Source organism: Vibrio rotiferianus, assembly GCF_002214395.1.
GTDB classification, from domain to species: domain Bacteria; phylum Pseudomonadota; class Gammaproteobacteria; order Enterobacterales; family Vibrionaceae; genus Vibrio; species Vibrio rotiferianus.
Genome location: NZ_CP018312.1, coordinates 1983743 through 2007526, shown reverse-complemented (window position 1 = coordinate 2007526; position 23784 = coordinate 1983743). Strand labels below are relative to the sequence as shown.

The following is a 23784-nucleotide window of genomic DNA, read 5'->3' as shown; positions in this document are numbered from 1 at the left end:
TTTCGGGAGGTACTTATGCTAAATAAAGAACTAGAGTCAAGCCTTAACGGTGCATTCGCTCGTGCACGTGATAAACGCCACGAGTTCATGACTGTCGAACACCTCCTACTTGCATTATTGGAAAATGATGCAGCTAAGGAAGCCCTTCTAGCCTGCAAAGCGGACCTTGATGCTTTGCGAAATGAACTCGATATTTTTATCGACCAAACAACGCCGCTCATCCCAGAAAGTGATGAGACGCGCGAAACCCAGCCGACATTGAGTTTCCAGCGTGTACTTCAACGCGCCGTCTTCCATGTTCAGTCGTCTGGTCGCAGCGAAGTAACAGGGGCAAACGTCCTCGTTGCCATTTTCAGTGAGCAAGAATCTCACGCAGCTTACCTGCTTAAAAAGAACGACATTTCTCGTTTGGACATTGTTAACTTTATCTCTCACGGCATCACTAAAGCATCGGGCTCAAGTGAAGATTCTTCTTCGTCTGATTCGTTTGGCTCAGAAGCACCTGAAGAAACCAACCCAGAAGAGCGTCTGGAAAGCTTTGCAACTAACCTAAACCAAGTTGCGAAAGCGGGTAATATCGACCCATTGATTGGTCGTGACAAAGAGCTAGAGCGCACGATCCAAGTACTGTGCCGTCGTCGTAAGAATAATCCATTACTTGTGGGTGAAGCTGGCGTAGGTAAAACGGCTATCGCGGAAGGTCTTGCGTGGAGAATTGTGGAAGGCCAAGTGCCTGAAGTGATTCAAAATAGCGTGATTTATTCCTTAGATATCGGCTCCCTACTGGCTGGTACTAAATACCGTGGTGATTTTGAGAAACGCTTTAAATCTGTTTTGAAGCAGCTTGAAAAAGAAGAAGACGCGATTCTGTTCATCGATGAAATTCATACCATCATCGGTGCGGGTGCAGCTTCTGGTGGTCAAGTCGATGCTGCTAATCTGATTAAGCCTCTGTTAAGCAGCGGTAAGTTGCGTTGTATCGGTTCAACGACGTACCAAGAGTACAGCAACATCTTTGAGAAAGAGCGTGCATTGTCGCGTCGTTTCCAAAAGATCGATGTAGTAGAGCCTTCTTTGGATGATACGACGAAGATCTTGATTGGTTTGAAACCTAAGTACGAAGCTCACCATGAAGTGCGTTACACCAACAAAGCGTTGCGCGCAGCAGTAGAGCTATCGGCGAAATACATTAATGAACGCCATCTACCAGACAAAGCTATCGACGTGATTGATGAAGCGGGGGCACGCAGCCGCCTAGCACCAGCAAGTCGTCGTAAGAAGACCGTTGGCGTTGCAGACATCGAATCGATGGTTGCTAAGATGGCGCGTATTCCGGAAAAATCAGTGTCGTCTTCTGATAAAGACATTCTGAAGAATCTTGATGACAAGATGAAGATGTTGGTATTCGGTCAAGACAACGCGATTGATGCACTCTCTGAAGCGATTAAACTGTCGCGTGCAGGGCTTGGTGTAGATAACAAGCCTGTAGGTTCATTCCTGTTTGCTGGTCCTACTGGTGTTGGTAAAACAGAAGTCACCGTTCAGCTTTCAAAGCTGCTTGGTATTGAACTACTGCGCTTTGATATGTCTGAGTACGGTGAGCGTCACTCAGTAAGCCGCTTAATTGGTGCGCCTCCTGGTTACGTAGGCTATGACCAAGGTGGTCTGTTGACCGATGCTGTGCTTAAGCACCCTCATTCAGTCGTTCTGCTTGATGAAATCGAAAAAGCGCACCCAGATATCTTTAACTTGCTACTTCAAGTGATGGATAACGGCACGCTGACAGATAACAACGGTCGTAAAGCAGACTTCCGTAATGTTATTCTTGTGATGACAACCAACGCAGGTGTGGCTGAAACTGAGAAAAAATCGATTGGTCTTATCCAACAAGACAACAGCCATGACGCGATGGCGGAAATCAAGAAGGTGTTCACTCCAGAATTCCGTAACCGTCTAGATAATATCATTTGGTTCAATAGCTTGGATGAAGCGGTGATCCACCAAGTGGTTGATAAGTTCATCGTGGAGCTTCAAGTTCAATTGGATGCTCGTGGCGTATCGATGGAAGTATCACAAGATGCTCGTCATTGGTTAGCGCACAAAGGTTACGACAAAGCGATGGGGGCTCGCCCAATGGGACGTGTTATCCAAGAGCAGCTTAAGAAACCTTTGGCGAATGAACTTCTGTTCGGCTCATTGGTTGACGGTGGTACAGTGAAGGTGACACTAGTGAAAGACGAGCTTAAGTTTGAGTACTTGAGCGAGAAAGAAGCTGCGCTTCACTAACATTATCAGTTAGTCCTGATAAAAGCGTGCGACGAGTCGCACGCTTTTTTTTTATTTTTATAGCACGCTGACGTCGCAAACTAATTCTGTTTTAGTCATGGGTAGGATATGGACTGGAGCGTCAATTCAATGAAACGACTATTAATCGTGCTGTGCTTGCTGTTGGTTGCTTGTGACAATAGTCATTTGCATATAGAGAAAAATGCCGCAGTTTTTGAGCCTATAGTCGCTCACATAGAACGAGGTAAAGCGGCAAACATCCATAGTTTGTTAGTCTGGCAGAATGATCGTTTAGTGCTCGAACTTTATCGAGAGGGAAGCGGAAGAAATGGTAATTACCACACCGCTAACTTAGCCGTAGGTCGCGATGTTCTTCATAATGTTCACTCAGTAACCAAGTCGTTTGTAGCCACCCTTATCTTCATTGCGATTGATGAAGGTAAAATAGAAAGCTTAGATGTACCAATTTTTAGCTTTTTTCCTGAATATCAAGCTAGTGATCGAGATAAGAAGCTGAACATCACCCTTCGAGACGTGATGAATATGTCGACTGGCTTTGCGTTGGATGAATTGAGCTCTCCGTACAAGCAGGGCAATATTTTTGCTCGGCACTATAATGCCAAAAACTTGCTTGAGCAGTTTTTGTCTACACCTCTCTCTTTTGAACCTGGAACTCGCTTTGCCTATAGCGGGCTCTCAACCATTGGGCTTTCTAAGGTGATTGAGAAAGTCTATGAAAAGCCTTTTACAAAGGTAATGAAGGAGAAGCTTTTTTCTCCTCTCGGTATTGTTCAGTATCAATGGTTAACTCAATTAGGAAGTGGAGAGCCTGGGGCAGATTGGGGCTTACGCTTAACCTCTACTGATATGGGTAAATTTGGTCTTATGTGGCTGCATAAAGGTGAATATGCGGGTAAACGAGTTGTTGGCAACAAATGGTTTGATGAATTGAGATTGAGCCAATTTACTGGCTATGAAATGGGGTACGGTCTGCATTTTTGGCAAGTATCAAATGTCAATAACGCTGTTGCCGCGGTAGGCATTGGTGAGCAATACATTATGATGCTACCAAGTAAAAATGCGGTAATTGTCGCGACAGCAGGTAACTATGATGTCGGTAACAGGCCGGTATTGCAACTCACAAAGGAACTGGCTGAATTGCTTTAGCATTAACTAAAAAACGGAGCAATAAGCTCCGTTTTTTATTTGCATCCGAAAATCTATGATTAACGAGCGCGGAAGACGATGCGGCCTTTAGATAGGTCGTATGGAGTCATCTCTACAGTTACTTTATCACCAGTAAGAATACGGATGTAGTTCTTACGCATCTTGCCAGAGATGTGTGCAGTCACAACGTGACCGTTTTCAAGTTCAACGCGGAACATAGTGTTTGGTAGAGTGTCAAGCACAGTGCCTTGCATCTCAATTACGTCTTCTTTAGCCATTTAATCCTCTTTAGAAATTAGGCGGTATTAGCGCGCTTATTTTGCCGCTAAACAGTAATTATGTAAAGTTGGGGCGTATTCTACCCTTGCCAACGCTGATTTACTAGCCTTTGGTGTCGTTGAAAGCGAGTTTTGTAGTTCATCGCTGGACATTCATCGATCTGATAGCCCAAATATAACCAATCTTTACTCTGTTTTTGGCAGTACTCCAATTGAAACAGTACGGCTAACGTACCAAGAGATAAAGGAAAGTCAGGATCAAAGAAGGTATAAAATGCGCTTGCACAATGCTCCATTATATCGGTAACAGCAACGGCTAATAAGCGATGACTTTCGTCATAAATATGAAGGAACCCAGTGGTTAACCATGTCGTTTGAGCAAATCGTTCAAACTCATCTTCTTTTGGGGGGTACATGGTTCCATTTTTGTGCCTTTGGCAAATGTAATGGCTGTAGAGTTCAAACCAACCATCGTCGAGTTTACTTTTCATTTCCCAATAAAAGGTTTGGCCTTTCTTGAGTAACCGCTTTTGACTCTTTGAGGCGACAAAATCCTGCACTGCGATACGAATGGGCTGGCAAGCATTACAGTTTTCACAATGAGGTTTATATATCGTGTCACCGCTGCGACGGAACCCATTGGCCATCAAAATCTGATAGTTCTGTTCGTTGTGTAGACTAGCATCAAGCGCAACGGCCACGCGCTCTTCACGCTCTGGTAAGTAGCTGCATGGATGATTGTTCGTTAAACCGATACGAATTTGTTGCAGATCCGTGCTCATGATACGACGCCTTGAAGAGTTTGTGGTTCGAATGTTCCCAGATTGGTTTTCTTGTCTCTTAAAGATAGTAGTTTTTGGACGAACTCGTCACGTTCAATTTCAATTGCTCCAAGTGACTTAAGATGCGGGTTCATTACCTGGCAATCGATCAATTGACCCTGGTTTGACGCTAAATGTTCGCATAAATACCACAATGCAATTTTGGAGGCGTTGTCTTTAAGGCTGAACATTGATTCACCACAAAAAAGTTGCCCTACGCTAATACCGTATAAACCGCCAATTAACTTCTCATCGTGCCATACTTCTACAGAGTGGCAATGGCCGCGTTTTGCTAGCTCAATATATGAAGTTTGCATCTCTTCATTGAGCCAAGTTTCTTCTGCTGGGCGAGTTGAAGAGCATAGCTGAATGACGCGTTCAGTTGCGTTGTTTAATGTTACTTTATACTGTTGTTTACGCTGAAACTTTTTTAAGCTTTTGGAAGGCTTAAATGTCAAAGGGTCAAATACAGCGCGCGGTGATGGGCTCCACCAAAGAATCGGCTCTCCGGGACCATACCAAGGGAAAATACCTTGATGGTAGCCATTAAGAATGCGTTCAGGATTCAGGTCACCACCAAAAGCGAGCAAACCGTTTGGATCGCTCAATGCTTCGTAAGGTGATGGAAAAGAGAGCGAATCACCAAGTTCAGTTAGATAGATAGCCATAAAGATAAAATTACCAACATCAGAGCCTATAGGAGCTTATTATGAGCGGAGTAATATTTAATATAAAACGATGGGCATGGATCATACTGTTTTTGCCATTTTTCGCCAATGCAGCTTATGAAAGAAATGTAGCAAAACCCGTGAATCAAGTCGTGTATGGTAAAGTTGATTCTGTGCGATACATAACGCAGCAAGAGATAAAACAGTCACAAAGTAACGGCTGGGAAACATTGCTCGGAGCTACCATCGGTGGTTTAGTTGGTAACCAATTTGGTGGTGGTACGGGCAAAGAAGTAGCGACTGCAGTTGGTGCGCTTGCTGGCGCTGCGGTAGTCAGAAATCGCGGCAATTACGAATATACCGTGGAATACAAGTTGGTAGAACTGCTGATCAAGGTTGATGGCAACAAACTTATCAACGTAATACAAGAAGTTGATAATACTATGTTGTTTTCCCGAGGTGATGATGTTCGAATCTTGTACTTTGATGATGGCGTTAGAGTCGACATTGCCTATTAAGCCAACGTTTGCGCTACAAAAGCAAGGCTGATTAATTATTCAAAAAATAGCTTAGGTTTGCTCTGGTTTTGTGGCGGTTTTTTCGTTAGTCTGAATTTACGAAGAATTGTTTAGCTCTCAAAAACGGTTAAGTTGAGAGCACAAAGGATTATCAACTTTTAATGGAAAGCCTAACGTTACAACCTATCAATAAAATTCAAGGGGAAGTGAACCTTCCTGGGTCAAAAAGCGTTTCCAACCGAGCTTTGCTTCTTGCTGCACTAGCAAAAGGCACCACTCGTTTGACCAACCTTCTCGACAGCGATGATATTCGTCATATGTTGAACGCGCTGACTAAGCTTGGCGTTCAATACAAATTGTCTGAAGACAAAATGGAATGTGTCGTAGAAGGTCTTGGCCGACCTTTTTCTGTTTCTGAACCAGTTGAGCTTTTTCTAGGCAATGCAGGTACAGCGATGCGTCCACTTGCAGCTGCTCTATGTTTAGGTGAAGGTGAGTATGTTCTTACCGGCGAGCCTCGCATGAAAGAACGCCCAATTGGTCATCTAGTTACTGCGTTGAAAGCAGCGGGTGCAGATGTAACTTACCTAGAGAGTGAAAATTATCCACCACTAAAAATCATAGGAACGGGACTTAAGTCTGGCTCTGTATCTATTGATGGTTCAATCTCTAGCCAATTCCTTACCGCATTTCTTATGTCAGCACCGTTGGCTGAAGGTGAAATTCGTATCAATATCGAAGGTGAGTTGGTTTCTAAACCTTACATCGATATCACGTTGCACATCATGAAGCAGTTTGGTGTGGAAGTGATCAACAATGATTACCAAGAATTCGTGATTCCTGCTGGCCAGCAATATGTCGCTCCGGGTGATTTCTTGGTGGAAGGTGATGCGTCATCGGCTTCTTACTTCTTGGCTGCCGCAGCGATCAAAGGTGGTGAAGTTAAAGTCACTGGTATTGGTAAAAATAGTATTCAGGGTGATATTCAATTCGCTGATGCGCTTGAAAAAATGGGTGCAGAAATCGAATGGGGCGATGATTACGTCATTTCTCGTGTTGGCCAATTGAAAGGCATCGATATGGATTACAACCATATCCCAGATGCGGCAATGACCATTGCGACGACTGCGCTGTTTGCTGAAGGCACTACCGCTATTCGTAATGTATACAACTGGCGTGTAAAAGAGACTGACCGTCTATCTGCAATGGCGACAGAGCTTCGTAAAGTTGGCGCGGAGGTGGAAGAGGGTGAAGATTACATCATCGTTAAGCCAGTATCACAGCTTACGCATGCTGCGATTGATACCTACGATGATCACCGTATGGCGATGTGCTTTTCACTGGTGGCGTTAAGTGATACGCCGGTGACGATTAACGATCCTAAGTGTACGTCAAAGACATTCCCAGACTACTTCGATAAATTGAAAGCATTGAGCTGCTAATTAATCGTATTGAAAGATAAAAGCCAGAGTGAGTGCTCTGGCTTTTTTATTGAATTTTAATTATTTATTCAATGTGAATTCTTTAGAAAGATGATGCGCTAGGTATTTAAACATGTTGAATACCGCGGTTGTCTTCGGTGTCGGTAGGCCTTTCTCATCCAAGAAATATTCACCTTTAAATACCAAAACATCGTCTTTTTCTTCAACACTTGTTGCACGCATCCCTTCGATAAAGTCATCGTGCTCTTGGATAATTTGGTTTGCAATCAAAAGAAGGTCAAATTCTTCAATGTGTTTTCTGTCAGACATAGCACTCTCGTCATTCAATGAAACTTGATGGGGCGCAGTATACCCTCAATTGTCTTAGGTTTGCAGGCTAAAAACTGTGATTGCGTGTTTTACGAACATCGCACGTTAATATAGAGGGAGTAGCGAAGCGATTCTCATCTGCAAATAGCTAATATTTCATTGCCATAACTTAAGGTTACGTTCTAATCGCTTATGACAAATTATTTTGTGATGAGAGACAAAATTTATTGAATTCGACTAGCGAGAGGAAACTTTGCCTGCTTAGTATATGCCGCTCAAGACCTTTTGCAGAACCCTGACTTGTCAAAGTATAAAGGCGATGAATTGTCAACCAATCGGATCTGAATTTCAAAAAAGCAGTTGATCTTCTTTTCATCTCGCACAATAGTAAAAAAAGAAGCAATGAAATAGAACATTATGCGGGTAGCTTCCTTTGGGAGCTTTAACCCGCATTATTATGAAGGACGTTAGAGTCAGTTATGGGTAAATCACTCGTTATAGTGGAGTCACCAGCCAAGGCAAAGACGATAAACAAGTACCTTGGTAAAGACTTTATTGTTAAGTCTAGTGTTGGTCACGTGCGTGATCTCCCTACGGCCGGTCAAAGCACTGGTGAGAAAAAAGCCGCGGCAATTTCTACAAAAGGAATGAGCCCAGAAGAAAAAGCGCGAGTCAAAAAAGAAAAAGACCGTAAAGCTTTGATCAAAAAAATGGGGATTAACCCATATCATGACTGGGAAGCGAACTACCAAATCCTTCCAGGTAAAGAAAAAGTTGTAAGCGAACTGCAAAAATTAGCCAAAGATGCTGACCACGTCTATCTCGCAACCGATTTGGACCGCGAGGGGGAAGCAATCGCATGGCACCTTCGTGAGATCATCGGTGGCGATGAAGAGCGATACAAACGCGTAGTTTTTAACGAGATTACTAAGAATGCAATCCAACAAGCTTTCCAAACACCTGGTGAGCTGAATATGGATGGTGTTAACGCACAGCAAGCACGTCGATTCATGGACCGAGTAGTAGGTTTCATGGTTTCTCCATTGCTATGGAAGAAAGTTGCGCGTGGTCTTTCAGCAGGTCGCGTACAGTCGGTAGCGGTGAAGCTGTTGGTTGAGCGCGAGCGTGAGATTAATGCTTTTATTCCAGAAGAATTCTGGGATATCAACGCAAATACGCACACTAAAGACAAGACAGCATTCAAACTTCTTGTTGCGCAAAAAGATGGCGTTGCGTTTAAGCCTGTCAACGAGACAGAGACCAAAGCAGCGCTTTCAGTACTGGAAAAAGCGAGCTACGAAGTTTGTAAGCGTGAAGACCGCCCAACAAAGAGTAAGCCGTCTGCACCGTACATCACTTCAACACTGCAACAAGCGGCAAGTACTCGTCTTGGCTACGGCGTTAAGAAGACAATGATGCTCGCGCAGCGTTTGTATGAAGCGGGTTACATCACCTATATGCGTACTGACTCAACCAACTTGAGTGCGGAAGCAGTAGATGCGGTTCGTGGATTCATCGGCTCTGAGTATGGAGACAAGTACCTTCCTGCTAAACCGCTAACGTACGGTAGCAAAGAGGGCGCACAAGAAGCGCACGAAGCGATTCGTCCTTCAGATGTTTCTGTGAAATCAGAAGACCTACAAGGTGTTGATGCGGACGCACACAAACTTTATTCATTGATCTGGAATCAGTTCGTTGCCTGTCAAATGACGCCAGCAGAATACGATTCAACGACAATCAGTGTGAAGGCGGCAGAATACACGCTAAAAGCGAAAGGCCGTATCCTCAAGTTTGACGGTTGGACTCGCGTACAACGCCCAATGGGTAAAAACGAAGATACGATTCTTCCAGCCGTTCAGTTAGGCGAAAAGCTAGACCTAGAGTCACTAGAGCCTAAACAGCACTTTACTAAGCCACCTGCACGTTTTACAGAAGCGGCATTGGTTAAAGAGCTTGAGAAGCGCGGCATTGGTCGTCCTTCAACTTACGCTTCTATCATCTCTACGATCCAAGATCGCGGCTATGTGAAAGTTGAGCAACGTCGTTTCTACGCAGAGAAGATGGGCGAGATCGTTACAGACCGCCTAGACGACAGCTTTAACGACCTAATGAACTACGACTTCACAGCTCGTATGGAACAGAAGCTTGACCAAATCGCAGAAGGCGATGTGATGTGGAAAGATGTCCTAGACAACTTCTTCACCGACTTCACTGGCGATCTTGAGAAAGCAGAACAGGACGAAAACGAAGGCGGCATGAAGCTGAATCACATCGTGATGACAGACATCGAGTGTCCGACTTGTAGCCGTCCAATGGGTATCCGTACTGCATCTACGGGTGTATTCCTTGGCTGTTCTGGTTATGCATTACCACCTAAAGAGCGTTGTAAGACAACGATTAACTTGGGTGACGAAGATGGCATCATCAATGTTCTAGAAGAAGATGTGGAAACTGCAGCGCTGCGCGCGAAGAAGCGTTGTCCTATCTGTGAAACGGCGATGGATGCGTACCTGATCGACGATAAGCGTAAGATGCACGTTTGTGGTAACAACCCGAACTGTGAAGGCTACATCGTTGAACACGGCGAGTTCAAAGTGAAAGGCTACGATGGCCCAGTTGTTGAGTGTGACAAGTGTGGCTCTGACATGGTGCTTAAGAACGGTCGCTTCGGTAAATACATGGACTGTACGAGTGAGACGTGTAAGAACACTCGTAAGATTCTGAAGAATGGAGAAGTTGCGCCTCCGAAAGAAGATCCAGTTCATTTCCCTGAACTGCCATGCGAAAACTCAGATGCGTACTTTGTTCTACGTGATGGTGCTTCTGGCCTGTTTATGGCAGCAAGTAACTTCCCTAAATCACGTGAAACTCGTGCTCCATTGGTATCTGAACTGGCGCGTTTTGAAGAACGTTTGCCTGAAAAGTTCAAATATTTAGCAACAGCACCGCAGGAAGATCCGGATGGTCGCCCAGCTGTAGTTCGATTTAGTCGTAAAACTAAGGAGAACTATGTGCGTTCTGAAGAAAACGGAAAACCAAGTGGGTGGACCGCTCTTTATAACGAAGGCAAGTGGGATATCACTGATAAGCGTAAGAAAGCGAAGTAATTCGATTCTATAACGATAAAGGCAGCTAACAAGCTGCCTTTTTTATTTTCAAAACCCTTCAATTTTTGATTGTCATAGAGCTTTCATCAAGACGCCGTATTTTTATTAAACACACCTATTTGTACGCTTGCTGTGTGTAAATTGTTTTCATGATGTAAACGATTGCGTTGCTTAGTGTGACCGAATTATCGTCTTGAGCAAGTAACCTCTGTACGCGACACAGAATGGCATATTTAAAATTGTAATTTAATTCCAATTCGATAATTTAATACCTAATAAGTGCAACCGATTGCTGCCAATTAGTATAAAAACAAACCGAATAAATACGGCAGTAGAAAGGAAAGCACAATAGCTTAATTTTGCTCGCTAACTCACGGTTAGAGTTGGTGGAGTAGATACTATAAGGTATCCGCTCGATTACCCCTGAGGCTTATCATGATCGAGTGGATATGGAAATCCAAGCTATAACTATATGGAGAACAACGAATGGCTGGTGTTTTGGGAATGATTCTTGCTGGCGGTGAAGGCTCTCGTCTGAGGCCTTTAACGGAATCCCGCAGTAAACCTTCGGTCCCTTTTGGCGGAAGTTACCGACTTATTGATTTCGCTTTGAACAACTTCGTGAATGCGGATTTGATGCGCATTTACGTCCTTACTCAATTTAAATCTCAATCTTTGTTCCATCACATGAAAAAGGGATGGAACATCAATGGCATTACAGATCGTTTTATTGACCCGATCCCTGCCCAGATGCGTACGGGTAAGCGTTGGTATGAAGGTACAGCAGATGCTATCTACCAAAACCTGCGTTTTATGGAGTTGGCTGAGCCTGATCAGGTATGTATTTTTGGTTCAGATCATATCTATAAAATGGACATCAAACAGATGTTGGCTTTCCACGAAGAGAAAGAAGCTTCGTTAACGGTTTCTGCATTGCGTATGCCACTTTCGGAAGCATCCCAGTTTGGTGTGATAGAAGTGGATGCGGAAGGGCGTATGATCGGTTTTGAAGAAAAACCAGAAAGTCCGAAATCCATCCCAGGTGATCCAGAGCATGCACTTGTATCTATGGGGAACTATGTATTCGAAGCTCAGACCCTGTTCGCTGAACTGATTGAAGATGCTGACAATGAAGCTTCAACGCATGATTTTGGCAAAGACATCATTCCTAAGATGTTCCCACGTGGCGATGTGTTTGTTTATGACTTCAGTACTAACCGCATCACTGGCGAGAAAGAAGAAGTATACTGGCGCGATGTAGGTACGATTGATGCGTACTGGCAAGCTCATATGGATCTTCTCGAGAAAGACGCACCGTTCTCTTTATACAACCGCAAGTGGCCACTGCATACTTATTACCCACCATTGCCACCGGCGACCTTTACTGACTCTGTTAATGGTCGAGTGCAGATCATCGACAGCTTGGTATGTAACGGCAGCTACGTGCGCGGTTCACGTATTGAAAAGTCAGTACTTGGGTTCCGCAGCAACATTGCTTCAGCGTGTGACATTAGCCAGTGTATTTTGTTGGGCGATGTGAAAGTCGGGGAAGGTTGTGTGCTTCGTCGCGTGATTGTCGACAAAGACGCAGATATTGCTCCAGGTACACAAATTGGGGTAAATCTACAAGAAGATAAGAAACACTACCATGTGTCAGATGATGGCATTGTTGTAATTCCAAAAGGAGCACGTGTTGGCTACTAACAATTTGTCTGTTCTGTTTGTAGCGTCTGAAGTCGAAGGACTGATTAAAAGTGGTGGCTTGGCTGATGTAGCCAAGGCACTGCCGGAAGCCCTTCAAAATCTTCAGCAAGATGTACGAATTTCTATTCCAGCTTATACCGGTATAGAGCAACTGTCAGAAGCTGAGACGGTTCTAGAGACAGAGCTAACGAGTTGGCCTCATACTGCTTATCGAGTTCTAAAACTGATGCTTGGGGACAATCTGGTTTACTTAATTGATTGTCCGCCGTATTTCAATCGTCCTTCTATGTATGCGGAGAATAACCAAGCTTATTCGGACAATGGCGAACGTTTTGCATTTTTTAGTGCTGCTTGCCTTGATATGTTACCAAAGCTTGGTTTCCAACCAGACATCGTACACGCTAATGATTGGCATACGGGCTTAGTTCCATTCCTACTCAAACATCGTTATGGCGACGACGCCTTTTTTGCAAATACTCGCAGTGTAATCTCGATTCATAATGCGGTATTTAAAGGGGTATTTAGTTACGACGATGTTCAGTGCCTCCCTGAATTTCATAGTCGAAACGTACCAGACGCAGCGGTAAGCGCGACACACATCACCATGCTCAAAGCGGGCGTGATGAACGCAGATAAAATCAATGCAGTAAGTCCGACTTATGCAGAAGAGCTTAAGACTGAACTCGGTAGCCATGGCATGGCATGGGAGTTTCAACAACGTGCTGATGATTTAGTGGGCATTCTAAATGGCTGCGATTACAGTGCTTGGAATCCGGAAACAGATCCTAGTTTACCACTGAACTACAAAGCGAATCGGCAAAGTATGGTGCGTGGTAAGAATGCCTGTAAGAAAGCCCTACAAGAAAAGTTGGGGCTTGGTGCGTCAGATTGCGCAATGTTTGGTATGGTGTGCCGCCTCACGCAGCAAAAGGGTGTACATTATTTGCTACCAGTATTGGCAGATTTTCTGAAACACGACGTTCAAGTCGTGGTGGTGGGAACGGGAGACCCTATTCTTGCCGCTCAATTGAAAGAAGTCGCAGCACAGTTTGCAAATAAGTTTGTTTTTGTTGAAGCATACGATAATGAACTCGCACACCTTGTTGAGGCTGGTTCTGATTTCTTCCTGATGCCTTCAGAGTTTGAACCTTGTGGTTTGAATCAGATCTACAGTATGGCTTATGGCACCTTGCCTATCGTTCGTGGGGTTGGTGGCTTGAAAGATAGCGTTAATGACTACGATGTGGACATTGAAGAAGCCACAGGTTTTGTGTTCTATGAGCCGACACCGCAAGCATTGCTGCTGACTATGCTAAGAGCTCTATTGCTCTACGCACAGAGTCCGAACGAAGTAAAGCGTGTTCAGCTTCATGCGATGCAAAGGGATTTCTGCTGGCATAAAGCCGCAGAAGAATATTTGCTGTTGTATAGGTCTGCGTTAAATTAACGCAAAATTTTTAAAAAATGTAACTAAAGGCACCGAATGAGGTGCCTTTATTACCTTGCCCTTATAGAGTGTGGTAGGATTTACTCACTCTTTTTATACAGAACGTTTTCCAGACTGATAAATGACTCAGCCACTTCTATTCCATAAAACCTATTTACACCCTACCAGTAATGAGTGGGTCGTTTTCGTGCATGGTGCCGGTGGCAGTTCTTCAATATGGTTCAAGCAACTTAAGGCTTATAAAGAACATTTTAATTTGGTCTTAATTGACCTCCGAGGACATGGAAAGTCAAACCAGTTAATCAAAGAATTGATGACAAGTCGCTACACCTTTACGGAGGTAACGCAAGACATTCTAAAAGTGTTGGATCACTTGAAGATCCAATCTGCACATTTTGTTGGTATGTCACTTGGAACGATCATCGTCCGTAACCTCGCGGAGCTTGCTTCTGAGCGTGTTCGTTCTATGGTGCTTGGTGGTGCGGTGACACGTTTGAACACGCGTTCACAAATTCTGGTGAAATTGGGTAATTTAGGCAAACACATTTTGCCTTACATGTGGCTGTATAAGTTGTTTGCCTATATTGTGATGCCACAGAAAAATCAGCGTGAGTCGCGTCATCTATTTATCCGTGAAGCGAAAAAGTTGTGCCAAAAAGAGTTCAAGCGATGGTTTATCTTGGCCGCAGACGTTAACCCGTTGATGAAATACTTTAAGGATCGTGAACTCCCGATTCCGACGCTGTATTTAATGGGTGATCGGGATTATATGTTCATCAAGCCAGTTAAGGAGATGGTCGCAGTGCATAAGCAGAGTGTATTACGCGAAATCCCCGATTGTGGCCACGTATGCAATGTAGAAAGACCAGATGATTTTAACCAACATTCCATCGAGTTTATCAAGCAGCAAAGTTTAGCTGCTTAACACAACGCTAGGTCAAAGCAATGGAAAAAGTAGGGGATATATCACTGGTCCCCGATTTGATATCCGCATTGCCAACACGCACCAAACTGCCCCTCATTTATCTCTGAACATTTTGGACACCGCCAATCTCGATAAGTCTGATTTGCTTGTTTTTGGTAATCTTCAACAATAGCAGCAGCTTTCAACTGTTGCTCTGGATGTAAAAGCCAAATATAGGGGTCTGTATCGTCACCAAACGGCAATTCGCCCTTTAGCCCAAACATTCCTTCACCTCGAACTTCACAGCCAATTTGCTCGGTCTTGAGAAGCTCACAGACTATGTGAGCTTCAGCTGGGTTTCTCGCGATGAAGATTTTCATTGAGCGTTTCCATTTTGCTGAACTTGAGTTGGGCGAATCTTACTCATAACCCATTTGGCAATGATTGGAAACAAACCAAGTAAGGCAAATGACGCAAGTACGGTGGGTGACACAATGCCAGAAAGACTATCTATGGTGGCTAATTGAGTACCAGCGTTCAGATAAACTGCTGTACCTGGCAACATACCAACTTGGCTAGTGAGGTAGAATCGTGCAATGGTTATTGGTGTCAAACCCATCAGTAAGTTGATAAGGAAAAATGGGAAGACGGGAATAAGACGTAGTGAGAAGAGATAAAACGAGCCGTCTTTCTCAACGCCTTCGTTGATCGCACCTAGCTTATTACCAAACTTGCCTTGTACCCACTCTCGCAGTAAGTAACGGCTGCTAAGGAAAGCAATGGTCGCACCAATAGTGCTGGCAAAAGAAACCAATAAGAGACTGGTCCAGAAACCAAATAGAGCAGCACCCAGAAGCGTTACTACGGCAGCTCCGGGAATGGAGAAAGCGGTGATAGCTATATACGCAAAGAAATACGTTGCTGCAGCAAATACGAAGTTTTGGCTAATAAAAGCATTCAACGCCTCTTGCTGCGCCTTGGCATTTTCTAGGGTTAGATATTGACCAAAATTCACACCTAAAAAGATAATCGTCGCGAGTAGGATCAGTCCTAAAATCAGTTTCTTATTCATATCTATCATTCCATCTCTGCTTCTTAGATAATAAGACAGAATGGAGTGAGAAAAAATTTCAAAAAAAAACCGCAGTGTAAAACTGCGGTTTATGAATACCTGGAGCTCAAACTTGTATTATGAGAGGTGGTTAATTAGCTCTTCTCGGCGAGACTGAGGAACAACGCTCCAATGAGTACCGTTAATAGCGCCTTCAAGGGCCCACAGTAACTCGATGCTTACAGAAGCGGTATGCGTTTCCTGGATCGCTTTATAGGCGTTTAGCGCACCTTGTTCTTCGAGCTGAGTGACAGAGTCAATACCAGCTTTTTTAAGCATTCTCTCTGTCGCTAGTCTAAGATTCGGTAGGTCTTTTAAACGCGTTGGTTTAGAACTGGCTTGCTGTTCTTTTTCAAGCTTTGCAGTTTCGAGTGAACTTTTGGCTACTTCCACTAAGTGTTGTGGTGTATCCCAAAGGTCTGGTGAAACGGCGTAGTACTTAGTAACAACAGGAAATCCACGCTTCTTGTATACGTAAGGTTTAAGTCCCTGAGTTTCAAAGTCTGAAGATGTCTTTTTATCTGCTCTGATATGAAGCTGGTTGTTAACGACTAATGCAAACATTGTTTCATCAGCAAAAAGGCCAAAGCCGCCAAACATTGAGCGTGACTTGATCGTACCAAGCACCTCAAAAAGCTTCATAGAGTCTTTGAGTATCGGTTTATCCATGATGTGTTATCTCGGTGTAATTTAAATTACGCCACCAAAAATCAGGTCCGAGAGATTAGCAAACGCATGCAGACACAATGTCATTAAAGGGTAAACTCGTCATATGCATACTTGCCATCGGTAACCCCGCTACCATGCTATCTCATGCGATAGTTTAGGCCGGAAGCTTTGCGTCCCACTCTTTAGAGTGGTTTGCCCTGTGCGTGACACTGAGAGCATACTTGCTATATTGGACTAATATCACACTCTGCGTTTATAAATGTGATCTTAGTTCAATTAATAGTTATTTTTTCGTGAGTTAAGTTTCATAGATTAACAAAGTGGTCTACCAGAAAAAGGTCAGTACTAGAGAGTAGAGTGCACGAAGAAATAACAAGCCCGCAAAGTTTTACATACAAACCTGTTGCCGCGGATGAATTGTGAAATAAAAAAGCACCCATGTGGGTGCTTTTATGATGAGTAAACGAGTACTACCTAAAGACTAGTTGAGCTTTCTAACCGTATTTCTAATCACGATCTCTGGCTGCATTTCAAACACTCGTTTTTCGTGTTCTTTATCTTTGATACGCTCTAGTAGGATCTCAAACGCGTTTTTACCCACACGACGTTTTGGTTGGTGGATAGTCGTTAGTGGTGGTGAGAAGTACTCTGCCAGCTCAATGTTGTCATAGCCGATAACAGAAACATCATCTGGTACCTTGATACCGTTCTGCTGAAGGCGGCTCATCAAGCCAAGTGCCATAGTGTCATTGAAACAGAAAACTGCGGTAGGGCGTTTTTCCATTGCAGTAATGTTATCTGCCGCTAGCACAGCGGTATCACATTCAAAGTTGCCTTCAAGAATCCAATCTTCGTTAACCGCAAGGTTTGCTTCTGCCATTGCACGGCGATAACCCGCAATACGCTCTTGGCACGCAGCTTTTTCGAAGTGACCGCTTAAACACGCGATGTCTGTGTGACCATTGTCGATCAGATATTTTGTCGCGATGTAACCGCCTTCTTCTGAGTTATCAATGATCTTGTCTGCTTGTGAGCTTTCTGGACCCCAGTCCATCACAACTTTAGGTATGTCTGAGTGACGATCAAGCATCTCTTTTAGTTCTTCCGTCAGGTCAGAACACATTACTAGAATGCCATCTACACGCTTTTCAGCGAGCATGCGGATGTAGTCACGTTGCTTCTCGTAAATACCGCCCGTGTTACATAGGATAAGAGTGTAACCTTGACGGTAACAGTAGCTCTCAACACCATCGATCACTTCAGAGAAGAACAGGTTGGTAGATTGAGTTACTAGCATACCGATGGTACGAGTTGAGTTGCACTTTAAACTGCGCGCAACGGCACTTGGTGCGTAATTAAGTTCATCCACCGCTTTCATTACTTTTTCTTGAGTTGCTTCTGCAACAAAGCGAGTTTTATTAATTACGTGCGAAACCGTAGTGGTAGAAACGCCGGCTAAGCGAGCAACGTCTTTAATAGTGGCCATAAATGATGTCCTGTATCGAGCTACTGTAAATACCGTAGTGAAGACAACCATACGCTTAGGGTCTTGCGCAAACCGAGCAACTGCGAATAGGGGCATTGCTGAGATATTTGGCAGCGGTTGTTCCGAAATCGGTATAAAAAGGTTTGTAGCAACATTTATCGCTGAGTCTCATATTCCTTTCTTATACTAAGTGAGGAATTGGTCAGCAATCCTGTTAAGAAAACACAAAAACCGCTTTATTTCAGCGGTTTACATATAAATCATATTTAATCGTTTGCGCTCACATTTTAGACTGATGCGGGCAAGCTGGCAATGTTTTAGGTGGTTGTTTTGTGCCTCGGAGGTCACAGTTTAACGGCTAAATGGATTGTATTTCTCTGCGCCAGATTAAAAACAAACGAATAAAATAGGGAGTCTGAATGACAGACTCCCCAAAATAGGCGGCAATTATTCACCAAGAAGGTAGGTGCTGTCCAGTTTACAAAATGCAATTAATAGTTGCGCGACACTAACATAGAAGCCAAATTCATCGAATTGCTTACATTTAGCGGCAAACTGAGGTAGCCATGTCAAAAGGTGTTGCTGGATGAACTCATTTTGCTTTTCGAACGCATCTTCCATGTGTTTTTCCTGCTCGAGTTCATTTGAGCGGATAATCATATTGCCTAAAAAATCTAACTCGACTGCTAAATGATCCGCAGGCTCTTTTAGATTTTCGTCAACTTGCACACCAAAGTCTGCCATCAGCTTTTCCATCTCTTCTGCTGGTTTATCATTTAATAAACCAGATTCACCGATGTACATTGAGGCATAAGGTAGCGCACCGTGCTTTTCTGTTTTAAGAAAAAGTTCACAGAAGTCCGCAGCTAGCTCTAATTGAGCATCTTCACGATCTTGTAGGCGATTAAGCGCATCAACAAGGGCATCAACCGATGGTTTGAGTGTTTCATTTTCACCCAAACCAGCTAAAAAGCTTCGAATTTCAACACTATGATAAGATTCCAGCTCCTTGTCTGTTAGCTCTTTTGCGAACAGGCTAGAAAACCACCAATAAATCTCAGCTCGTTTTTCGTTAAAAGCTTTCACTTCTTGCATTTTTTTGCTCCCAAATAGTTATCCCCTAAGTGTAAACAATTAAAATGAATAGCAGTAACTATAATTGTTATGGTTTATTGGGAAATATGCATGTTTATGAATGGCGGCAAATAAGCTTGTTTTGCATCAATAAATCCACAAAATCTTGCTTTTTATTGTAACTATTACTAGATATGTTACTAGTTATGAATAGAATACGTCTTGGAAGATAAAAAAGACAGAAAGTGGTGTAAATGAGCTATCACGTATTAGTCGTAGAAGATGATGTTGTAACTCGCAGTAAGCTTGCGGGCTATTTCCAAAATGAAGGTTACAAAGTTAGTGAAGCAGAAAGCGGTGCTGAAATGCGCGAAGTGCTTCAAGAAGGCGATGTAGATTTGATCATGCTGGATATTAACCTGCCGGGTGAAGATGGCCTTATGCTTACGCGTGAATTACGCAGCCAATCAGATATCGGCATCATATTAGTGACAGGACGCACGGATAGCATTGACAAAATCGTTGGCCTAGAAATGGGCGCAGACGATTATGTAACAAAGCCTTTTGAACTAAGGGAATTATTGGTTCGCGTTAAAAACTTGCTGTGGCGTATCTCAGCGGCTCGTAACGGTTCACAAAAAGCAGCAAATGATACGAATGAAGAACACATAGTGCGCTTCGGTGAGTGGACGTTTGATATTCAGCGTCGTGCTCTAAGCCGCAATGGTGAGCCAGTGAAACTAACGAAAGCAGAGTATGAGCTGTTAGTTGCATTGTCTTCATACCCAAATCAGGTATTAAGCCGAGAGCGTATTTTGAATATGATCAGCCACCGAGTGGATGCGCCAAACGATCGTACTATCGACGTTCTTATTCGACGTATGCGCGCTAAGATGGAGTTTGATCCAAAGAACCCACAAATCTTTGTGACCGTTCATGGTGAAGGCTACATGTTCGCAGGTGACTAGAGTCTGCTGACTTAAATCAACGCGTTAAAGAAAAAGGAGAGCAATGCTCTCCTTTTTTGTGCCTGTTGGTTTAGTTTTGAAGCCGGCTTAATGCGCTTCTTCGACTGGCGCCTGGCCAATATTGTCGCGTAGGTGCTGCCAGATAATACCCAGTGTTTCGTGCCAGTATCGTTCCGTTTGTTCTAGGTACTGTGCTTTTGGAGCATAGCGATGCCAAGGTTGGTTGACATCAGCCACAGCCAAGAAGTTGGTTGGCGCTGGAATGGGCTTGATCCCTGCTGCACGAAACTCGTACATTGCGCGCTTCATATGGCTTGCTGAAGTGACCAGTACAATATCTTTCTGTTTTACGAATGCTGCAGCTTGTCTGGCTTCTTCCCAGGTATCTTTCGCATCTTCAAGTAAGATGATATCGGATTTGGCCACTCCAAGAGAAAGGGCTACGTTAGCCATCATACGAGCATGGCTGAGCTCTGACCCTCCAGCGTAGCCTGACAAAATGAGCTTTGCGCCTGGATACATACGAAGAATACGTATACCTTCAGTGAGTCTCATTAAAGCAGCACGACTCAGTTGTGAGGTGGGTGGTATTTCGTCATCGATCACATGGCCATTTCCTAAAACCATTACATAATCGACAGATTCTGATACGGGCAAGAATGCTTTGTATTCGCGTTCCAATGGCATGAGCAACTTGGTCGAAATAGGTTGAAATGAGGCAAGGAAAATGCCAGCAAAAGTGAATAGAACAATGAAACAACCAGTTTTACGTTTGCTGGTAAAACTAATTAAAAATAGGCCAAATAGACCAATCAGCAGTAAGGCCGGTAAGGGCATGAGCAAGGCTGATATTACTTTTTTCAGCTCAAACATACTTAAATAGTCCGAAAAAACATCAATTGATTATAAAAATGAGGGAGACCCTCTTTATTCCTGCTTTTCTTGTGCCAGAATAGCGGCACAATCCGATATGATAACCCAGTAGACGTGACAGAAGACCGTAATTTCGACGATATCGCCCACAAATTTGCAAAAAATATTTACGGATCCGATAAAGGTGAGATCCGCCAAATCATTGTATGGGAAGATTTTCTACAGATTCTAAGTGAATTAGGCGCCGACCATCAAGCTCTACAAGTCCTTGATGCTGGTGGTGGTTTAGCACAAATGTCGCAAAAGCTTGCTAAGCTCGGACATCATGTCGCTTTATGTGATCTATCTTCGGAAATGCTGCAACTAGCAAAGCAGGATATTGAAAAAAACGGTTTGCTTGAGCAGTATCGCCTGATTCATTCGCCTGTCCAATCCATTGGTGAACATATGGAAGCGCAGGTGGACCTTGTCATGTTCCACGCAGTGATGGAGTGGTTGGTAGACCCGAAAACCGCACTCGAAACCGTTTTGGAACAGGTCAAGCCGGGGGGCATCGCTTCGGTTATGTTCTATAACCACCACGGCTTAGTCTATAAAAATGTGGTTTGTGGCAACATTCCTCATGTTTTAGACGGCATGCCTCATCGGAAAAGATTTAAACTACAGCCACAGAAAGGTCTAAAACCTGAAGAGGTCTATCAATGGATAGAAGATTCTGGTTTTAGTATTTGTGGAAAATCTGGTATTCGTTCATTCAGTGATTACATAGGCAATATGGAATACATGGGCGATTACGAGTTTGAAGATGTGTTGGCGCTAGAAAAGCAACTTTGTCGACAAGAGCCATACCTCTCATTAGGCCGCTATATCCATGTGTGGGCTAAGAAGAACGATAAACAGGAATAACGATGAGTGAGATGACTCTCAATGCTGCAGAGCAACCAATCGATGAGTTGGTTGGCTGGGTAAAGCAGCACGATTTCTCGTTGAACCTGACCACTGAGCGACTGGCATTTTTGATTGCTATCGCTGTATTAAGTAATGAAAGGTTCGATGAAGAATTGGGTGAAGGTGAATTGCACGACGCATTTGCCATCGTCACTCGACTATTTGATGAGACGGGCGAAGCTTCGGCTTTCCGCGCAAACAATGCCATCAATGAGATGGTTAAGCAGCGTCTTATGAGCCGTTTTGTTAGTGAAATTACTGACGGAGCGAGCATTTATCGCTTATCGCCATTAGCGATAGGAATTACTGACTACTACGTGCGTCATCGTGAGTTCTCGAAACTGCGTCTTTCTATCCAGCTATCCATGGTAGCGGACGAAATGGCGAAAGCGATTGAAGCAGCACAAAAGGGTGGCACTCCAGGCCACTGGAAGAAAAACGTATACGGGATCTTGAAATATTCTGTAGGCGAAATCTTCGATCAAATTGACCTCAACCAACGTGTGATGGATGAGCAGCAACAATCTGTGAAACAACAGATTGCTGACTTGCTTAACAAAGACTGGCGTGAAGCAATCAACAACTGTGAAGCGCTTCTGTCAGAAACATCCAGCACGTTGCGTGAACTTCAAGATACGCTGCAAGCTGCCAGTGATGAACTGCAAACTCAGATCCTAGATATCCAAGAGATTGTCTATGGTGACCCTGAGCTTGAGTTTATTGAAGAAGCCTTGTTTGGTCTGCAGATGAAGCTGGACCGAATCACAAGCTGGGGCCAGCAAGCGATCGACCTTTGGATTGGTTACGACCGACACGTGCACAAGTTTATCCGTACCGCGATCGATATGGATAAGAACCGTGCGTTTAGCTCGCGTCTGCGCCAGTCCGTTAAAGACTACTTTGATTCGCCTTGGTATCTGACTTATGCAGATGCAGAAAGGCTTTCTGACCTTCGTGACGAAGCCCTAGTACTGCGTGATGACGAGGTAACAGGTCAAGTTCCGATGGAAGTGGAATACGAAGAGTTTCAACAAGTCAACGATGAGTTGGCAGAGCGTATTGGTGACATGCTGAAAGCGCATAAAGACCAAGGCGTGCCAATTGACTTGAGCGTGGTACTGCGAGATTACCTTGCACAACACCCTCACACTCATCACTTTGATTTAGCTCGCATTGTCGTTGATCAGGCGGTACGTATGGGATATTCCGAATCCGACTACCAAGCTGTTCAGCCAGACTGGAAAGCAATCAACGAATTTGGGGCAAAGGTACAAGCGAATGTCATCGACCGATACTAATGAATACATGTCAGAGAATCTGGCAAAAGCAATTTCTAACCCTCTGTTCCCAGCGCTAGATAGCATGCTTCGAGCAGGGCGTCATATCTCAAGTGAAGATCTAGACAACCATGCGTTGTTGTCAGACTTCGAACTTGAGCTTTCTTCTTTTTACCAGCGCTACAACACCGAATTGGTGAAAGCGCCAGAAGGTTTCTTCTACCTTCGTCCTCGTTCAACGTCTCTGATTGGCCGTAGTGTACTTTCTGAGCTGGACATGCTGGTGGGTAAGGTACTGTGTTTCCTTTACCTAAGCCCAGAACGTCTTGCGCACGAAGGCATCTTCACTAACCAAGAGCTTTACGACGAACTGCTTGCTCTAGCAGATGAAAACAAGCTGATGAAGCTAGTGACGAACCGTGCTACCGGTTCTGACCTTGATAAAGAAAAGCTGTTTGAAAAAGTACGTACGTCACTTCGTCGTCTACGCCGACTAGGTATGATCATCAACATCGGTGAAACAGGCAAATTCAGCATCAGTGAAGCGGTATTCCGCTTTGGTGCCGATGTACGTGTTGGCGATGATATGCGTGAAGCGCAGCTACGTCTGATCCGTGATGGTGAGGCGGTAGTGCACACTAAAGAGCCAAGCCAAGGCAGCCTATTGTCTGATGAAGATCAAGACGACCAAGCCCAAGAAGAAACAACAGAAGAGGGTGAAGCATGA

General features: G+C 44.0%; 22 protein-coding genes and 1 riboswitch. Of the genes, 12 read left to right on the top strand and 10 right to left on the bottom strand.

Features of this window, described 5'->3' with window-relative positions; translation table 11 throughout:
* Window positions 1–15 precede the first annotated feature (15 nt).
* Together clpA and BSZ04_RS18365 are read left to right on the top strand one after the other, a co-directional pair.
* Window positions 16–2286 carry an ATP-dependent Clp protease ATP-binding subunit ClpA gene (gene clpA / locus BSZ04_RS18370; protein ID WP_038885816.1) on the top strand — a complete coding sequence of 757 codons (2271 nt, stop codon included), beginning with the start codon at window positions 16–18 and terminating at the stop codon, window positions 2284–2286.
* Window positions 2287–2415: 129 nt separating this feature from the next.
* The gene (locus BSZ04_RS18365; RefSeq protein WP_088881086.1) at window positions 2416–3453 is read left to right on the top strand and encodes a serine hydrolase domain-containing protein; all 1038 of its coding nucleotides are present in this window, start codon (window positions 2416–2418) and stop codon (window positions 3451–3453) included.
* 59 nt (window positions 3454–3512) lie between these two features.
* Here the strand turns inward: BSZ04_RS18365 and infA are convergent, their stop codons facing one another.
* From infA to aat, 3 genes are all read right to left on the bottom strand, one after another.
* Window positions 3513–3731, bottom strand: coding sequence for a translation initiation factor IF-1 (infA, locus tag BSZ04_RS18360; protein ID WP_001040192.1), 219 nt, complete (start codon window positions 3729–3731; stop codon window positions 3513–3515).
* Between the two features lie 80 nt (window positions 3732–3811).
* A complete protein-coding gene (locus tag BSZ04_RS18355) occupies window positions 3812–4513 on the bottom strand; it encodes an arginyltransferase (RefSeq protein WP_010447211.1) in 702 nt (233 codons plus the stop codon).
* Window positions 4510–5220, bottom strand: a complete 711-nt coding sequence (aat, locus tag BSZ04_RS18350; RefSeq protein WP_010447212.1) for a leucyl/phenylalanyl-tRNA--protein transferase — start codon at window positions 5218–5220, stop codon at window positions 4510–4512. The genes BSZ04_RS18355 and aat overlap by 4 nt, the downstream gene beginning before the upstream one ends.
* Window positions 5221–5261: 41 nt before the next feature.
* Here aat and BSZ04_RS18345 point away from each other — a divergent pair, with 41 nt between their 5' ends.
* Together BSZ04_RS18345 and aroA are read left to right on the top strand one after the other, a co-directional pair.
* Complete coding sequence (locus tag BSZ04_RS18345; protein ID WP_088881085.1) at window positions 5262–5738, top strand: outer membrane lipoprotein; 477 nt, start codon at window positions 5262–5264, stop codon at window positions 5736–5738.
* Window positions 5739–5899: 161 nt separating this feature from the next.
* Entirely contained in the window at window positions 5900–7180 is a 1281-nt protein-coding gene (gene aroA, locus BSZ04_RS18340) for a 3-phosphoshikimate 1-carboxyvinyltransferase (protein WP_088881084.1), read from the top strand.
* Window positions 7181–7240: 60 nt separating this feature from the next.
* On the opposite strand, the gene BSZ04_RS18335 is transcribed toward aroA, so the two are convergent.
* Window positions 7241–7489 carry a YciN family protein gene (locus tag BSZ04_RS18335; RefSeq protein WP_010447215.1) on the bottom strand — a complete coding sequence of 83 codons (249 nt, stop codon included), beginning with the start codon at window positions 7487–7489 and terminating at the stop codon, window positions 7241–7243.
* Between the two features lie 479 nt (window positions 7490–7968).
* On the opposite strand from BSZ04_RS18335, the gene topA reads away from it, so the two are divergent.
* From topA to BSZ04_RS18315, 4 genes are all read left to right on the top strand, one after another.
* On the top strand, window positions 7969–10596 hold the full coding sequence (gene topA, locus BSZ04_RS18330; RefSeq protein ID WP_010447216.1) for a type I DNA topoisomerase: 2628 nt from the start codon (window positions 7969–7971) through the stop codon (window positions 10594–10596).
* Window positions 10597–11082: 486 nt separating this feature from the next.
* Entirely contained in the window at window positions 11083–12300 is a 1218-nt protein-coding gene (glgC, locus tag BSZ04_RS18325; RefSeq protein WP_010447217.1) for a glucose-1-phosphate adenylyltransferase, read from the top strand.
* On the top strand, window positions 12290–13747 hold the full coding sequence (gene glgA, locus BSZ04_RS18320) for a glycogen synthase GlgA (RefSeq protein WP_088881083.1): 1458 nt from the start codon (window positions 12290–12292) through the stop codon (window positions 13745–13747). Before glgC ends, glgA begins: the two co-directional genes overlap by 11 nt.
* A gap of 121 nt (window positions 13748–13868) precedes the next feature.
* Window positions 13869–14672: an alpha/beta fold hydrolase gene (locus BSZ04_RS18315; protein ID WP_010447222.1), complete on the top strand. Its 804-nt coding sequence runs from the start codon at window positions 13869–13871 to the stop codon at window positions 14670–14672.
* 41 nt (window positions 14673–14713) lie between these two features.
* Here BSZ04_RS18315 and BSZ04_RS18310 read toward each other — a convergent pair whose 3' ends face one another.
* The 5 genes from BSZ04_RS18310 to torD all read right to left on the bottom strand — a co-directional run bounded on the left by BSZ04_RS18310 (window position 14714) and on the right by torD (window position 19012).
* Window positions 14714–15031 (bottom strand): putative signal transducing protein, encoded by a 318-nt coding sequence (locus BSZ04_RS18310; protein WP_010447224.1) that lies wholly within the window; start codon window positions 15029–15031, stop codon window positions 14714–14716.
* Window positions 15028–15723 (bottom strand): TVP38/TMEM64 family protein, encoded by a 696-nt coding sequence (locus tag BSZ04_RS18305; RefSeq protein WP_088881082.1) that lies wholly within the window; start codon window positions 15721–15723, stop codon window positions 15028–15030. Before BSZ04_RS18305 ends, BSZ04_RS18310 begins: the two co-directional genes overlap by 4 nt.
* A gap of 117 nt (window positions 15724–15840) precedes the next feature.
* A complete protein-coding gene (locus BSZ04_RS18300) occupies window positions 15841–16431 on the bottom strand; it encodes a TfoX/Sxy family DNA transformation protein (protein ID WP_010447229.1) in 591 nt (196 codons plus the stop codon).
* Between the two features lie 116 nt (window positions 16432–16547).
* Window positions 16548–16638: riboswitch (cyclic di-GMP riboswitch) on the bottom strand.
* Between the two features lie 274 nt (window positions 16639–16912).
* Entirely contained in the window at window positions 16913–17917 is a 1005-nt protein-coding gene (gene purR / locus BSZ04_RS18295) for an HTH-type transcriptional repressor PurR (protein ID WP_038885828.1), read from the bottom strand.
* A gap of 447 nt (window positions 17918–18364) precedes the next feature.
* On the bottom strand, window positions 18365–19012 hold the full coding sequence (gene torD, locus BSZ04_RS18290; RefSeq protein WP_010447233.1) for a molecular chaperone TorD: 648 nt from the start codon (window positions 19010–19012) through the stop codon (window positions 18365–18367).
* A gap of 233 nt (window positions 19013–19245) precedes the next feature.
* Between torD and torR the strand changes: the two genes are divergently transcribed.
* The gene (gene torR, locus BSZ04_RS18285) at window positions 19246–19959 is read left to right on the top strand and encodes a two-component system response regulator TorR (RefSeq protein ID WP_010447235.1); all 714 of its coding nucleotides are present in this window, start codon (window positions 19246–19248) and stop codon (window positions 19957–19959) included.
* A gap of 87 nt (window positions 19960–20046) precedes the next feature.
* Here the strand turns inward: torR and elyC are convergent, their stop codons facing one another.
* The gene (gene elyC, locus BSZ04_RS18280) at window positions 20047–20832 is read right to left on the bottom strand and encodes an envelope biogenesis factor ElyC (RefSeq protein WP_088881081.1); all 786 of its coding nucleotides are present in this window, start codon (window positions 20830–20832) and stop codon (window positions 20047–20049) included.
* Window positions 20833–20946: 114 nt separating this feature from the next.
* On the opposite strand from elyC, the gene cmoM reads away from it, so the two are divergent.
* From cmoM to mukE, 3 genes are read left to right on the top strand one after another with little or no spacing between them, the layout of a single operon-like run.
* Window positions 20947–21738, top strand: a complete 792-nt coding sequence (gene cmoM, locus BSZ04_RS18275) for a tRNA uridine 5-oxyacetic acid(34) methyltransferase CmoM (RefSeq protein ID WP_088881633.1) — start codon at window positions 20947–20949, stop codon at window positions 21736–21738.
* A gap of 2 nt (window positions 21739–21740) precedes the next feature.
* Complete coding sequence (gene mukF, locus BSZ04_RS18270; protein WP_088881080.1) at window positions 21741–23078, top strand: chromosome partition protein MukF; 1338 nt, start codon at window positions 21741–21743, stop codon at window positions 23076–23078.
* Window positions 23059–23784, top strand: coding sequence for a chromosome partition protein MukE (gene mukE, locus BSZ04_RS18265; protein ID WP_077200946.1), 726 nt, complete (start codon window positions 23059–23061; stop codon window positions 23782–23784). Before mukF ends, mukE begins: the two co-directional genes overlap by 20 nt.

Coding starts and splice junctions, on each gene's coding strand:
- BSZ04_RS18310 (WP_010447224.1), bottom strand. CDS start 15,031: ATGAAAATCTTCATCGCGAGAAACCCAGCTGAAGCTCACATAGTCTGT.
- mukF (WP_088881080.1), top strand. CDS start 21,741: ATGAGTGAGATGACTCTCAATGCTGCAGAGCAACCAATCGATGAGTTG.
- clpA (WP_038885816.1), top strand. CDS start 16: ATGCTAAATAAAGAACTAGAGTCAAGCCTTAACGGTGCATTCGCTCGT.
- BSZ04_RS18355 (WP_010447211.1), bottom strand. CDS start 4,513: ATGAGCACGGATCTGCAACAAATTCGTATCGGTTTAACGAACAATCAT.
- mukE (WP_077200946.1), top strand. CDS start 23,059: ATGTCATCGACCGATACTAATGAATACATGTCAGAGAATCTGGCAAAA.
- glgC (WP_010447217.1), top strand. CDS start 11,083: ATGGCTGGTGTTTTGGGAATGATTCTTGCTGGCGGTGAAGGCTCTCGT.
- BSZ04_RS18365 (WP_088881086.1), top strand. CDS start 2,416: ATGAAACGACTATTAATCGTGCTGTGCTTGCTGTTGGTTGCTTGTGAC.
- aroA (WP_088881084.1), top strand. CDS start 5,900: ATGGAAAGCCTAACGTTACAACCTATCAATAAAATTCAAGGGGAAGTG.
- torR (WP_010447235.1), top strand. CDS start 19,246: ATGAGCTATCACGTATTAGTCGTAGAAGATGATGTTGTAACTCGCAGT.
- elyC (WP_088881081.1), bottom strand. CDS start 20,832: ATGTTTGAGCTGAAAAAAGTAATATCAGCCTTGCTCATGCCCTTACCG.
- BSZ04_RS18335 (WP_010447215.1), bottom strand. CDS start 7,489: ATGTCTGACAGAAAACACATTGAAGAATTTGACCTTCTTTTGATTGCA.
- topA (WP_010447216.1), top strand. CDS start 7,969: ATGGGTAAATCACTCGTTATAGTGGAGTCACCAGCCAAGGCAAAGACG.
- BSZ04_RS18345 (WP_088881085.1), top strand. CDS start 5,262: ATGAGCGGAGTAATATTTAATATAAAACGATGGGCATGGATCATACTG.
- aat (WP_010447212.1), bottom strand. CDS start 5,220: ATGGCTATCTATCTAACTGAACTTGGTGATTCGCTCTCTTTTCCATCA.
- infA (WP_001040192.1), bottom strand. CDS start 3,731: ATGGCTAAAGAAGACGTAATTGAGATGCAAGGCACTGTGCTTGACACT.
- purR (WP_038885828.1), bottom strand. CDS start 17,917: ATGGCCACTATTAAAGACGTTGCTCGCTTAGCCGGCGTTTCTACCACT.
- BSZ04_RS18315 (WP_010447222.1), top strand. CDS start 13,869: ATGACTCAGCCACTTCTATTCCATAAAACCTATTTACACCCTACCAGT.
- torD (WP_010447233.1), bottom strand. CDS start 19,012: ATGCAAGAAGTGAAAGCTTTTAACGAAAAACGAGCTGAGATTTATTGG.
- BSZ04_RS18300 (WP_010447229.1), bottom strand. CDS start 16,431: ATGGATAAACCGATACTCAAAGACTCTATGAAGCTTTTTGAGGTGCTT.
- BSZ04_RS18305 (WP_088881082.1), bottom strand. CDS start 15,723: ATGAATAAGAAACTGATTTTAGGACTGATCCTACTCGCGACGATTATC.